Here is a 12,704-nt window from a genome sequence, read left to right as displayed (position 1 = left end):
GGCCGCCACGTGTCGGTGGCGGTGGCTAGGGTCGGCGGCATGGTGGTCCACCAGCTCACGGTCGAGGCGGCGCGGCGCATCGCGGTGCACGCGCAGCTGCTCGACCGGCCGCGCCCGACCGACCTCGTCGCGACCGTCGAGCGGCTGACCATCCTGCAGATCGACCCGACCGCCGCCATCGCGCCGAGTGCCGACCTCGTGCTCTGGAGCCGGCTCGGCAAGACCTACGACCCCGCCCACCTCACCACGGCCATCGAGCACGACCGCTCCCTCGTCGAGACCGTCGCCTACGTGCGCAGCCCCAAGGACATCCCGGCCGTCCTCGCCGAGGTCCGTGAGGCCGAGCCCCACCCCTTCATGGCCGAATGGCTCGAGGCCAACGCCTCCTTCCGCCGCGACATCCTCGCGAAGCTCGAGGCCGACGGGCCGCTGCTGTCGCGCGACATCCCCGACACGAGCGTCGTCCCGTGGCCGTCGAGCGGCTGGACCAACAACCGCAACATCACCAAGATGCTCGAGGCCCTCGTCCTGCGCGGTGACGTCGCCATCGCGGGCCGCAAGGGGCGCCAGCGCTACTTCGACCTGCCCGAGCGGGTCTACCCGCCCGGCCTGCCACGGCTCACCCTCGAGGAGGCCGTCGCCCACCGCCACGAGCGCCGCCTCGCCGCGCTCGGCATCGCCCGCGCCACCGGCACCGTCACGCCGGGCGAGGGCCCCTTCGTCGGTGACGCCGGTGAGCCCGCCGAGGTCGAGGGCGTGCCGGGCTCGTGGCGCGTCCACCCGGCATACCTCGACGTGCCGAGCACGTTCGCGGGACGAACCGCTCTGCTCAGCCCTTTCGACCGGCTCATCCACGACCGCGGGCGTGTCGAGCAGCTCTGGGGTTTCGAGTACATCCTCGAGATGTACAAGCCGAAGGAGCAGCGGCGCTGGGGCTACTTCGCGCTGCCGATCCTCCACCACGACCGGCTCGCCGGGAAGCTCGACGCCCAGGCGGACCGCAAGGCCGGCGCCCTCGTCGTCAACGCCATCCACGAGGACGTGCGCTTCACGAAGGCGATCACGACCGCCGTCCACCGCGAGATCGCCGACCTCGCGGCGTGGCTCGGCCTCACCCTCAGCGGCCCGGCCGCGCCCTAGACCCCGTCACCAGGAGACCGCCGTGCGCAGGATCGTCGCCTACGTCATCACCTCGCTCGACGGTGCCGTCGACGACCCGAACCGGCTCTTCCCGCCCGACGTCGACCCCGACCACCCGCAGCCGCCGACCTTCGACGACGAGCTCATCGCCCGCGAGGAGTCGCTCATCGAGCAGCAGGACGCCGTGCTCCTCGGCCGCCACATGTACGACGAGTGGTCGCGCTACTGGCCGACCTCCGACGTCCAGCCCTTCGCCGACTTCATCAACGGGGTGAGGAAGTACGTCGTCACGTCGACGCCGCTGACGAGCGAATGGGGTGACGTGGAGGCGGTCGGTGGCCCGCTCACCGACATCGTCGGCCGCCTCACGACCCTGCCCGGCAACGACATCGGCGTCCACGGAAGCATCGAGCTGGTCCAGTCCCTGATCGCCGAGGGGCTGATCGACGAGCTCCACCTCGCCGTCGCGCCGGTGATCGACCCCGCGGGGCGGCGTCTCTTCGAGCGGGCGCAGGACCTGCAGCGGCTCACCCTGCACAGCGCCACCCCGACACCCGGCGGCGCCCTCTGGCTCGTCTACCGTCCGCGCCGGGCCGACTGACCGACCCGGACGAGCGGCTTGGGTACGCATACCCATATCCGCTCCCGTATGCCGTGCCGCCCGCTCCGCGGCGTATCACTCCTCCCGCGCGCTCCTCCGCTCCTGCAACGGCGCCGACTCCGGTCGATCCCACCGCTCCTCCCCCGTGGGACGGCGGCCCGCCGACCAGCGACAGCCCAGCCCTGAGGAGCATCCCGTGAGCACGCGCACGCGCACCAGCACCCGCACCGCCGGCCACACCGGTCACGCCGGCCCGACCTCGCCGACGCCGGCCTGGCGCCCGGGCACGTTCGCCTTCACCGTGCACCCGCGAACCCGCCTCCGTGAGGACATGGGGCGGGTCTGGTCGCCGCTCGGTCACGTGCCCGAGCGGGCCTACGACACGGCGCTGCGCCGCCTCCCCGTCCCTCCGGTCGCCATGGCCTCGATCCACATCGGCGGCTCCCAGGTCGGCCACGTCGTGCTCGTGCCCTTCGGCGCCCGGCACCTGCTGGACCAGCCCGGTGAGGGTCGCGACCGGGTGCACCGCGCGGTCGACAAGGCCCGCGGACTCGGGTGCAGCACAGTGGGGCTCGGCGCACTGACCGCCACGGTCACGGGCGGCGGCGTGTCGCTGCGCGGGCGCACCGACATCGGCGTGACGAACGGCAACGCCTTCACCGCGGCCATCGTCGACGACCAGGCGCGGATGCTCCTCGGGCACGTCGGCCGGCTGGGCAGCGCACACGTCGCCGTCGTCGGTGCGACCGGCAGCGTGGGCTCGGCCGTCACCCGGCTGCTCGCCCGTGACCGTGCCGCCGGCCGGTTGACCCTGGTCGCCCGCTCGGCGGGGCGCCTCGAGGCGCTGGCTGCCGAGGTCGGGCGGCGCGTGCCCACCGTCGCCGCCACGTCGATCGATGCCGTCGCCGGCGCCGACCTCGTCATCCTGCTCACGGCCTCGGCCGACGCCCTGCTGGAGCCGCACCACCTGCGCCCCGGTGCGGTCGTCCTCGACGCGACCCAGCCCCGCAACACCTCCCCCGACCTGCTCGCGGCCCGGCCCGACGTGCTCGTCGTCGACGGCGGGGTCGTGTCGATCCCGTCGCTGCGACTCGTCGGCGGCACCATCGGGCTACCCGACGGCCGTGCCTACGCCTGCTTCGCCGAGACCGCGCTGCTCGCCCTGTCGGGCCACCGCGGCCACTTCTCGATCGGCGTGCCGTCGCTCGAGCTCGTCGACGAGACCCGTCGCCTGGCCGGCGAGCTCGCCCCCCTCGGCTTCCGCGCTGCCACCCCGACGAGCTTCGGGCGGCCCGTCGACCTCGCGACCCGCACCCTGGCGGTGGCGTGATGAGCGCCCGGCGCCCGGTCGCGGGCCACCGCGTCGTCCTGCTCGGCGGCGGCTACGTCACCCTTCACGCGTATGCCGGCCTGATGCGTCGCACCGGACCCGCCGTCCGCCGGGGCGAGGTGCAGGTCGTCGTCATCAGCACCGACGACGCGCACAGCTTCCACGGCTTCACCGGCGAGGTCCTCGCGGGCCTGCTCCCTTACGACCGCACACGCACGCCTCTCGTCGATGCGATGCCGCACGCCCACGTCGTCGTCGGCCGTGCGACGGCCATCGACGCCGAGCGGCGCACCGTTCGCTACACCGTCACCGGCGAGCCGGGCGAGCGCGTCATCGACTACGACGAGCTCGTCGTCGGCACCGGGGGCCGCGAGCCGGCGGCCGCGGTGCCCGGCCTCGCCGAGCACGGCTTCACCCTGCGGGCTCCCGGAGACATCGCGGTCCTCGCCGAGCGCGTCCGCGAGGCGGCGCAGCACCGAGGGCCGCCGCCGGCACACCGTCCTCGTCGCCGGCGGCGGCATGGCCGGTGTCGAGATGGCGGCGGCCGTCGCCGACCTCGGCGGGTCGCGCGTGCGTGTCGAGCTCGTCCACTCCGGCGCCGCGATCCTGCCCGAGCTGCGCGAGACCCAGCCCCGCCTGGCCGCGCGTGCCGAGGACGAGCTCGCCCGCCTCGGCGTGCGTGTGCGGCTGGGAGTACGCCTCGCCTCGGTGACGGAGCACGCGGCACACCTCTCCGACGGGACCCACCTGCCCGTGAGCACCGTCATCGCGACGATCGGCCAGCGGGCCGTCCAGGTGCCCGGGCTCGACGCGCTCCGCGACCCCCGCGGCCGGCTCGTGACGCGATCCGACCTCTCCGTCATCGAGGGAGTCTGGGCCGCAGGCGATTCCGCGTGCGTCGTGCACCCGACGCGAGGCGAGCCGGTGCCGGCCAACGCCCTGTGGGCCATCAAGGCCGGCGAGCACGTCGGAGCCAACCTCGCGCGGACGATCCGTGGCCGCGCGACCCGGCCGTTCGCCTACCGAGGGCTCGGCCAGGCGGCCTCCTTCGGCCTCGGGCGCTCCATCTCCGAGCTCTACGGGATCCCGTTCACCGGGTGGGTCGCGTGGGTGCTGCGGCTGACCTTCTTCCTCCGCTTCATGCCGAGCCGGCGCAAGGCGGCCCAGGTCGTGGGCGACTTCGCCCGCCGCGCGGCATACAGCCGCAGGGCCCACGTGTCGGCTCCCGTCGACGCGCCGGCCGCCGCCGTGGCGACGGCGCGAACCGCCTGAGCCCGGCACGCCTGGGCCCCGCGGGGGCGAGCTGGAAGGAATCCGCCGACAATGGGGTTGCCCTGTCAGACGTCCCACCCGTGGACCGACCGACGAGGAGCAGAGCGTGCGTGCGATCTGGAACGGCACAGTCGTCGCCGAGAGCGACGACACGGTGGTGGTCGAGGGCAACCACTACTTCCCCCGCGAATCCGTCGACGACAGCGTGCTCGTCGAGAGCACCACCCACACGACCTGCCCGTGGAAGGGCGAGGCGTCGTACTTCTCTCTCGTCGTGGACGGCAAGACCAACCGTGACGCAGCGTGGTTCTACGAGACCCCCAAGAGCGCGGCCGCCCAGGTCGCCGGCCGCGTCGCCTTCTGGCGCGGCGTCACCGTCACCGCCTGACTCGTCAGTCTGCGTGGCGTGACGCGAGCTCGAGCGTGACCTGCTCGATGAGGTCGTAGGGGACCGGCTTGGCATAGAAGAACTGGACCGTGTCCTTGGCCGCTCGATACGGCGCGACCTGCTCCTCGAGCGCGCCCTCGAGGGCCGCGACGGGATAGAGCCCGACGTGCTTCTTCCACCCGGCGAAGTGCAGCCCGTAGCGGTCGCGGAACATCAGCGCCGGCATGCCGTAGCGGATCTTCTCCTCCGACCCGGGCGCGCCGCGGCGCATCGCGTCACGCACCTGCTCGAGGATCTCGCGCGGCCCGTCGGGGAAGGACGCGACGTAGTCGTCGATGCTCGCGAAAGTGGTCATGTGGCCCATTGTCGCCACCTACGCTGCCGGGAGGTGCCGCGCGGGAGCGCGTCGCCCGACGACCGTCCGACCAGGAGCCGTATGCCGTCCCGCAAGACCACGACCAACGCCGTCCTCATCGCCGTGGCCGGGCTCCTCCTCGCGGGCACCGTCGCAACGGCTCGGGGCGACGACCCGGCCGGGTCGCCGACCGCATCGGCCAGCACGACGGTGTGGGTGGACGCCGGCAGGGGCTCGCCGTCGACGGCTGGCGAGGCGACGGCCGACAGCGACACGGCGGCGAGGGAGGCTCAGGCTGCTGAGGCCGCTGCCGCCAAGGAGTCCGAGGCTGCTGCGGCCCAGGCCAGGAAGGCGGCCGCTGACCGGAAGGCCGCCGCCGCCCGCACCTGGGCCGTGACGAAGGTCGTCGACGGCGACACGATCTGGGTGTCGAGAGACGGCGTGACCCACAAGGTCCGGCTCATCGGCATCGACACGCCGGAGTCGGGCCAGTGCGGCTTCACCGAGTCGACGCGCAACCTCCGCGGCATCATCGGCGGCCAGCGGGTGACGCTGACGGCCGGCGCCCGCGACGACGTCGACCGCTACGGGCGCCTCCTGCGCTACGTCGATGTGAACGGCGCGGACGCAGGGCTGCGCCAGGTCAAGCAGGGGTTCGCGGTGGCCCGCTACGACTCGCGTGACGGCTACGGCAGGCATGCGCGCGAGACGGCATACGTCAGGGCGGACGCCGCGAGCCCGAAGGCCGCGTGCGCGCAACCTGGCGCGGGCGGCATATCGGGCGGCACGTCGGGCGGCACGGCGGGGGCTACATCAGGCGGCGGCTCGACCGGGACGTGGCCGCTCGCGGGCGACCAGCATCCGTGCCCGCGGGCGCGGCCCGTGAAGGGCAACGAGGACTCGATGATCGCCCACGAGCCCGGCGACCGGTACTACACGGTCACCAACCCGGAGCAGTGCTTCGCGACGATGAGCGACGCTGAGGCGGCCGGCTTCCGCCCGGCCAAGGTCTGACGCCGAGCTGCCAGCGGCGGCAACCGGGTTGAGGTGACGACCCTCACTCGGCATGCTCGGCGGATGAGCGGTCACGCGGTGGGTGTGCGGATCCCCTACGCGCATGCGCCGGCCCACGTGCACCGGTGGGTCGAGAGCCGGCTCGGTGGAGACGTCGTCGACGTCGTCGACTGTGTGGGCGGCATGTCACCTGGCCCGGCCGCGCGCGTGCGAACGGCCTCGGGCGAGGCGGCCTTCGTCAAGGGGTGCGGTGTCGGTCTCCACCCCGACACGCCGAGCCTGCTGCGCGACGAGGCCCGGGTGCTGGCCGCGCTGCCCGAGCACCCGAGCCTGCCGCGACTGCTCGACTGCCACGACGACGGCGACTGGGTCGTGCTGCTCATCGAGGACCTGCCGGGCGCGCCCCCACCTGCGCCGTGGCGCAGCGCAGACCTCCGCCGCTTCGCCGAGGCGCTGGCCACCGTGCGACCAGCACTCGACGCGTTGCACGTGGAGGGGCTGCCGGCCGCGCGGGAGTCGTCGCCGATCTTCCTCACCCGGTGGCGCGAGCTCGCCGCCCGGCTCGATCTTGTCGACCCGTGGTGGACCGTGCACCACGACGTGCTGGCCGGGCACGCCGAGCGCGCGGCCGACCTCATCGCGGGCGACGCCGTCGTGCACTGGGACATCCGGGCCGACAACGTCCTGCTGACCCCCGACCGGACCGTGCTCGTCGACTGGGGTCAGGCGCGTCGCTCGGCGGCCTGGATGGACCACGCGTTGCTCGCGCTCGACTGCTCGATGACGGGCAGCGAGATCTCGACGGCAGAGCAGGCGGCCGCCGATCGGGTGCTGCGCGACCGTGACCCCGCAGACCTGCTCGCGCTCGCGTCGGCCGTGGCGATGGCGTTCGTCTCGCGGTCGACCCAGCCCGCCTCGCCCGGCCTGCCGACGATGCCGGCGACGTGCGCCCGCTGGGCGGCGGGGTTGCGGCCCTACCTGGCGGAGGCTCTCCTCCGCGCCGGCTGACCACCGCCTGCTGGCAGGCGTCGCACCAGCTCAGTCGTCGACGCCGAGCACGCAGGCGGTGCCGACGTCGACGAAGCCCACCCTGCGATAGATGTCGGCCGCCGCGTCGGAGCCGGCAGAGAGGAAGATCACCTCGACGCCCCGCTCGCGGCAGGCGGCGACGAGGCTGCTCGTGATGGCCGTGCCGTGACCGCGCCCGCGATGGCCCGGAGGCACGGCGATGGCCATGAGCTCGGCCACCTCGCCGCGGGGTGCGGCAGACCCCGCCCCGCAGAGTCGGTTGCCCTCGAACGAGGCCACGACGACGAGGTCGCCGCGCTCCATCATCTCCGGGTGCCGGCCCGGATCCGTGGGCTCCACCTCGTCGCGCCCCTCGAACCCCGCCGACACAGACCCGAGGGCCAGCGACAGGTGCGGCTCGGCCGGCTCCAGGGGGCGGGCTCGGGGGTCCGCGGCGACCTCGACGTCCGACGGCATGACGAGCAGCGGGTAGCGGTGCGGCTCGTGACCCGCGCCGCGCACCGCCGGCAGGAGCGACGGCGTCACCTCGTCGACCCATTCGACGGCGAGCGGAACGGCCAGCTCGCGCTGGCGCTCGAGCACCCGGCATACGTCATCGGGGGTGAAGGTGTGCCTGACGCCGAGCCGGGGCCGCGCATAGAACTGCCACCCCGTGCCCTCGTCGGCGACGAAGAGCGTGAAGGGGCCGACCTGCTCCACCGTGGCGACGGCGCGCGGGACGCAGTCGTAGTACGCCTCGATGCGGTCCAGCCGCGCGTCGTGAGGTTGCCCCATGGCGCCACCATGACAGCCGGAACCCAGGCAGGGCGACCGATTTCCGCGCGGTCAGCGACCGCCCCGGCGGGCGCGCAGGTAGTCGGCGACGACGTACTCCCCGAGCCGCGCGATGTCCGGCGTGAAGACCCTCCCACCGGCGCGGCGCGCGACCGCGTCGACGAACCGCGCGAGCCCCGGGTCGTCGCCGAGCATGAAGACGTTGAGCTGCGCCCCCGACCTGCGCAGCTCGTCGACCTGGGCGACGGTCGCCCTCAGCGTCGCCTGCGTCGCCGGCCAGTGGAACGTCGGGTGGCCGTCGGTCTCGATGTGCGCGGTCGGCTCCCCGTCCGTGACGACGAGCACGACGGGCTCGGCGTCGGGGTGCCGGCGCAGGTGGCGCGAGGCGAGCATGAGCGCGTGCTGGAGGTTCGTGCCCTGCACCCACTCCGGCTCGGCCTCGGCGAGCTCGACCGGCGTGAGCCGGCGTGCCGCGATGTTGAAGCCGATGATCTGCAGCGCGTCGTGCCGGTAGCGCGTCTGCACGAGGTGCGAGAGCGCGAGCGCCGTCTGCTTCATCGGCCCCCAGCGGCCCTCCTGCATCATCGAGAACGACATGTCGACGCACAGCGCGACCGCCGCCCGCGCCCGCCGCTCCGTCTCGGCCACCTCGAAGTCCTCGACGAGCAGCTCCACCCCGCCCGTCCCGTATGCCACCCCGCCCGTCCCGTATGCCGGCTCGCCGGGACCCGTCGGGAGGTGGGCACGCGACGAGGTGGCGGCCGTCCCGCTCCCCGTCCAGTGCCCAGTTCCACGCGCACGGGCGCTGCGCTGCAAGGCATTCGAGACAGTGCGCACGGTGTCGAGGGGCAGCTCGTCACCGAACTCCCACTGTCGGGTGAGCCCGGTCGGCTCGTCTGCCTGGCCGGCGGCACGGTCGTCGTGGTCGCCCCGGCTGGCGGCGTCGACCTGCTGGAAGACGCGCCGCAGGGCGGTCTCGCCGAGGCGCCGGATCGCGCGCGGCGTGAGGCGCAGGCCGTCGTCGCCGCGGGTGACGAAGCCCTGCCGCTCGAGCTCCCGCTCCAGCTGACGCAGCGCCTCCATGTCGGTGGCGGCGTCGGCGCCGAGATACTGCTCCAGCCGCTCGACGTCGACGTCGTCGAGGGTGGCGCCGAAGTAGCCCTGCCCGAGCTGCTCCTGGAGCTGCTCGAGGTCGGCGAGCTCGGCCACCGCGTCGACAGCCTGCCCCCAGCCGAGCGACTCGACGCCCTGGCCCTGCTGCACGGGCCCACGCCGGTCGAGACCGGGTCGCAGGGCCCGCAGGTTGTCGGCGAGCTGTGACATCTGGGACGCGAGGTCCGGGTCGCCGAGGGCGTCGGCCATGAGCTGGGCGAGCTGCTCGCGCTGCTCTGGCGAGAGCGAGGCCATGAGCCGCTCGGCGGCGGCCTGCCGGCGCGCGAGGGCGTCGATGAGCTCGTCGACCGTCTCGGGCTGCTCGGGGAAGAGGTCGCCGTGCTTGTCCATGAAGTCACGGAAGCGGTCGGTCGTGTCCTCGTCACGGGCGTGCGCCGCGAGGAGGTCGTTGAGGTCGGCGAGCATGTCCTTGACCCGCTGCATCGCCTCGGGGTCGTTGCCCGACAGCGCCTGCTTCATGCCCTCGAACTGCGCCCCGACGATCTCTCGCTGGAGCATCTGCGCAATCGCGTCGTAGGTCGCCTTGGCCTCCGCCGAGTGCCACTCGTGGCTGCTCAGCGCCCGCACGGCCCCCGCGACGTCGTCGGGGATCGTCGCGAGGTCCATCTCGGCGAGGCGGGCGTCGTCACCCTCCTCGCCGGCGAGCTGGTCGCGCTCCATGGCGAGGGCCTGGTCGAGCATCGCGCGCACCTGGTCGAGCGTGCCGCCGAGGTCGCCGCGACGGCGAGCGGCCTCGCGCAGCCGGCGGACGCGCTCGGCGAGGTCGTCGAGCCCCCGTCGACCGTCCATCCCGCGGCGCAGCAGCTCTCGCAGGGACTCACGCAGGCTGCCCCCGGCCATGACGTCACGGCCGACCTCATCGAGCGCGGACCGCACGTCGAAGGGCGGGGCGAGCGGATCGGCGCCGCCGGTCCACGGCGAGTAGCGGTATCGCCCGTGCACGTCGTCGCCGTCACGCGGGGTCATGGGGTCAGGCTCCGTAGACGGTGCGGCCGGCCACCGAGTCCTTGTCGATGCGGCGCGTCAGGTGCAGGCCCTCGAGCACGAACTCGATGGCGGCAGCGACCTGGCCGGGCGACGCGTCGTCGGCGTGGCCGAGCCGGTCGAGCACCTTCGACAGGCCCGACACCGGACCGACCTGGGCGAGCAGCTCAGAGCCCGGCACGAGCTCGCCGGTCTCGACGACAGCGCCCTCGGCGAAGAGATCGGTGAAGCCGGTGAGGTCGAGCCCCGCGAGGCGCGAGCGATACGTCTCTGCGATCGCGAGCCGGAGCAGGTGGGCGAGCACGTCACGCTCCCGGCCCTCCTCCCCCATCTCGAACTCGACCTTGCCGAGGAGGGTGGGCACGACGGTGGGGACGTCGCAGACCCGCGCGACGGCATACGCCTCGTTGGCCCGGGCGGCGCGGCGCAGCGCCGAGCCCGAGATGCCCTCGGCGGCGGCGATGGCGAAGCGTGCGGAGACGCCGGAGCGCTGGTCGACGGCGCTGGACTCACGCAGGCCCCGGGTGAAGCGGGCGACGACCTCGAGCAGGTGCTCCGGCACGTCGGCGACGAGCTGGGCCTCCTGGGCGATGAGCGCGACCTCGTCGGTCACCTCGGTCGGGTAGTGCGTGCGGATCTCGGCGCCGAAGCGGTCCTTGAGCGGGGTGATGATGCGGCCGCGGTTCGTGTAGTCCTCGGGGTTGGCGGTCGCGACGAGGAGCAGGTCGAGGGGCAGCCGCAGCGAGTAGCCGCGGATCTGGATGTCGCGCTCCTCGAGCACGTTGAAGAGCGCGACCTGGATGCGCTCTGCGAGGTCGGGCAGCTCGTTGAGGCCGAAGATGCCGCGGTTGGATCGCGGCACGAGGCCGTAGTGCACGGTCTCGGGGTCACCGAGGGTGCGTCCCTGCGCGACCTTGACCGGGTCGACGTCGCCGACGAGGTCGCCGACGCTCGTATCGGGGGTTGCGAGCTTCTCGGTGTAGCGCTCGCTGCGGTGCCGCCACGTGATCGGCAGGTCCTCGCCGAGCTCGGCGGCGAGGCGGCGGCAGCGGGTGCACGACGGGCTGTGCGGGTCGTCGCCGATCTCGCAGCCCTCGACGACGGGGCTCCACTCGTCGAGCAGGCCGCCGAGGGTGCGCATGAGGCGGGTCTTGCCCTGGCCGCGCTCGCCGAGGAGCACGAGGTCGTGGCCGGCGAGCAGCGCGGCCTCGAGCTCGGGCAGCACGGTCTCGTCGAAGCCGACCATGCCGGGGAAGGCGTCCTCACCGGCGCGGAGGCGGGCGAGGAGGTTGTCGCGCAGCTCCGCCTTGACGCTGCGGTGCTGGTGCCCCGTGGCGCGGAGGCCGCGGAGGGTCGTCGGTCGGGCGCCCTGGCCCTGGTTCGTCTCGCTGAGAGGGTGACTCACCGCTTCACGCTACGTCCGGATGTGTCCGGTGTCGAAGGGTCTGTCTCACCGTGGACGCCTGGCGGCCTGAAGGCTGCAGGGGCTGGGTGGGGCCGGCCGTGTGGGGCCGGCCGGGTGACGCACGCCTCGGGGACAGCCGCACCTCGCACCCGGTGTGCGTGTCGCTCCCGGGTGTGCAGCTGGCCCCGGAGTGTGCGGATGGTCCCGGGGGTGCGGCTGCGGGAGAGTGTCGGCATGGACACCGAGGTGTGGCGCCGACGCATCCGCGACTTCGCCGACGAGCGCGACTGGGGGCAGTTCCACGACCCGAAGAACCTCGCGATGGCACTGTCGGTCGAGGTCGCCGAGCTCGTCGAGATCTTCCAGTGGCTGACGCCGGACGAGGCACGCGCCGTGATGGCCGGCGACCGGCGACAGGACGTGGCAGACGAGCTCGCCGACGTCATGACCTACCTGCTGCGCCTCGCCGACGTGCTCGATCTCGACCTGGACGCGGCTCTCACGAGCAAGGCGGACCGCAACGCCGCGCGCTACCCCGTCGCGACCTCGCGCGGCTCGAGCGCCAAGGCAGCAGCGCTCGGCGCTGGCTCGCCCTCCCGGCCGGAGCCGATCGATGTCACCGCCCCGGTGCTCGGCGTCGACGGCTGCAAGGCGGGCTGGGTCGGCGCGGTGCTCGAACCGGGCGCACCGCGTCCGCGCGTCGTCGTCGCCCCGACGATCGCCGACCTCGTGTCGATGGTCCGTGAGTCGCTCGGCATCGTCGTCGTCGGCATCGACATCCCGATCGGGCTGCCCGACAAGACGACTCGCCAAGCCGACGCGCTCGCGCGCAAGGCCATCCCCGGCAAGTCGTCGTCGGTCTTCGCCACCCTCACGCGAGCCGCGTATGCCGCCGACTCGCGGCTCGCGGCCGACGCCGTCAACCGTGACCTCGTCGGTCAGGGTGTCGGCGCCCAGGCCTTTGCCCTGCGCGACAAGATCATCGAGGTCGACACCTGGCTGCGCACGCGCCCGACCGTGACGGTGCTCGAGGTGCACCCCGAGGTGTCGTTCGCCGCCATGGCCGGCGCCCCGATCCTCGCCGGCAAGAAGACCGAGGACGGTCGCACGGAGCGGCTCGCCGCGCTGGCCGCCGCGGGCCTCCCACGCCCCTCGGTTCTCGAGGGGCAGGGGTATGCCGCCGACGACGTCATCGACGCCTGCGCAGTCGCGTGGACGGCTGCCCGCCACACGCTCGGC

General features: G+C 73.6%; 12 protein-coding genes. 8 read left to right on the top strand and 4 right to left on the bottom strand.

Features of this window, described 5'->3' with window-relative positions; translation table 11 throughout:
* The first annotated feature begins 39 nt into the window (after positions 1-39).
* The 5 genes from FBY41_RS22670 (at position 40) to FBY41_RS22650 (ending at position 4,731) form a co-directional block, all read left to right on the top strand.
* Positions 40-1,140 carry a DNA glycosylase AlkZ-like family protein gene (locus FBY41_RS22670; RefSeq protein ID WP_141847514.1) on the top strand — a complete coding sequence of 367 codons (1,101 nt, stop codon included), beginning with the start codon at positions 40-42 and terminating at the stop codon, positions 1,138-1,140.
* A 22-nt stretch (positions 1,141-1,162) separates the two neighbouring features.
* Positions 1,163-1,741, top strand: a complete 579-nt coding sequence (locus tag FBY41_RS22665; protein ID WP_141847512.1) for a dihydrofolate reductase family protein — start codon at positions 1,163-1,165, stop codon at positions 1,739-1,741.
* 196 nt (positions 1,742-1,937) lie between these two features.
* Complete coding sequence (locus FBY41_RS22660) at positions 1,938-3,071, top strand: semialdehyde dehydrogenase (protein WP_260439983.1); 1,134 nt, start codon at positions 1,938-1,940, stop codon at positions 3,069-3,071.
* A 228-nt stretch (positions 3,072-3,299) separates the two neighbouring features.
* Positions 3,300-4,343 carry an NAD(P)/FAD-dependent oxidoreductase gene (locus FBY41_RS22655; protein ID WP_141847510.1) on the top strand — a complete coding sequence of 348 codons (1,044 nt, stop codon included), beginning with the start codon at positions 3,300-3,302 and terminating at the stop codon, positions 4,341-4,343.
* Positions 4,344-4,449: 106 nt separating this feature from the next.
* A complete protein-coding gene (locus FBY41_RS22650; protein ID WP_141847508.1) occupies positions 4,450-4,731 on the top strand; it encodes a DUF427 domain-containing protein in 282 nt (93 codons plus the stop codon).
* Between the two features lie 4 nt (positions 4,732-4,735).
* Here the strand turns inward: FBY41_RS22650 and FBY41_RS22645 are convergent, their stop codons facing one another.
* Positions 4,736-5,086 (bottom strand): iron chaperone, encoded by a 351-nt coding sequence (locus FBY41_RS22645; RefSeq protein WP_141847506.1) that lies wholly within the window; start codon positions 5,084-5,086, stop codon positions 4,736-4,738.
* An 81-nt stretch (positions 5,087-5,167) separates the two neighbouring features.
* On the opposite strand from FBY41_RS22645, the gene FBY41_RS22640 reads away from it, so the two are divergent.
* Positions 5,168-6,100 (top strand): thermonuclease family protein, encoded by a 933-nt coding sequence (locus FBY41_RS22640; RefSeq protein ID WP_141847504.1) that lies wholly within the window; start codon positions 5,168-5,170, stop codon positions 6,098-6,100.
* Positions 6,101-6,163: 63 nt separating this feature from the next.
* A complete protein-coding gene (locus FBY41_RS22635) occupies positions 6,164-7,108 on the top strand; it encodes a phosphotransferase family protein (RefSeq protein WP_141847502.1) in 945 nt (314 codons plus the stop codon).
* A 30-nt stretch (positions 7,109-7,138) separates the two neighbouring features.
* Here FBY41_RS22635 and FBY41_RS22630 read toward each other — a convergent pair whose 3' ends face one another.
* The 3 genes from FBY41_RS22630 to FBY41_RS22620 are packed head-to-tail and all read right to left on the bottom strand — an operon-like array spanning position 7,139 to position 11,465.
* On the bottom strand, positions 7,139-7,903 hold the full coding sequence (locus FBY41_RS22630; RefSeq protein ID WP_141847500.1) for a GNAT family N-acetyltransferase: 765 nt from the start codon (positions 7,901-7,903) through the stop codon (positions 7,139-7,141).
* A gap of 51 nt (positions 7,904-7,954) precedes the next feature.
* Entirely contained in the window at positions 7,955-10,042 is a 2,088-nt protein-coding gene (locus tag FBY41_RS22625) for a hypothetical protein (protein ID WP_141847498.1), read from the bottom strand.
* 4 nt (positions 10,043-10,046) lie between these two features.
* Positions 10,047-11,465: a sigma 54-interacting transcriptional regulator gene (locus FBY41_RS22620; RefSeq protein WP_141847496.1), complete on the bottom strand. Its 1,419-nt coding sequence runs from the start codon at positions 11,463-11,465 to the stop codon at positions 10,047-10,049.
* Positions 11,466-11,699: 234 nt separating this feature from the next.
* On the opposite strand from FBY41_RS22620, the gene FBY41_RS22615 reads away from it, so the two are divergent.
* Positions 11,700-12,704 (top strand): DUF429 domain-containing protein (locus tag FBY41_RS22615; protein ID WP_141847494.1); only part of this gene is annotated, 1,005 nt, incomplete at its 3' end.

This window comes from Humibacillus xanthopallidus, assembly GCF_006716675.1.
Classification (GTDB): Bacteria; Actinomycetota; Actinomycetes; order Actinomycetales; family Dermatophilaceae; genus Humibacillus; species Humibacillus xanthopallidus_B.
Note: the sequence above shows the minus strand (reverse complement) of the source record. Positions and strands in the feature narration are given on the sequence as shown.

Coding starts and splice junctions, on each gene's coding strand:
- FBY41_RS22640 (WP_141847504.1), top strand. CDS start 5,168: ATGCCGTCCCGCAAGACCACGACCAACGCCGTCCTCATCGCCGTGGCC.
- FBY41_RS22655 (WP_141847510.1), top strand. CDS start 3,300: ATGCGATGCCGCACGCCCACGTCGTCGTCGGCCGTGCGACGGCCATCG.
- FBY41_RS22625 (WP_141847498.1), bottom strand. CDS start 10,042: ATGACCCCGCGTGACGGCGACGACGTGCACGGGCGATACCGCTACTCG.
- FBY41_RS22670 (WP_141847514.1), top strand. CDS start 40: ATGGTGGTCCACCAGCTCACGGTCGAGGCGGCGCGGCGCATCGCGGTG.
- FBY41_RS22635 (WP_141847502.1), top strand. CDS start 6,164: ATGAGCGGTCACGCGGTGGGTGTGCGGATCCCCTACGCGCATGCGCCG.
- FBY41_RS22630 (WP_141847500.1), bottom strand. CDS start 7,903: ATGGGGCAACCTCACGACGCGCGGCTGGACCGCATCGAGGCGTACTAC.
- FBY41_RS22645 (WP_141847506.1), bottom strand. CDS start 5,086: ATGACCACTTTCGCGAGCATCGACGACTACGTCGCGTCCTTCCCCGAC.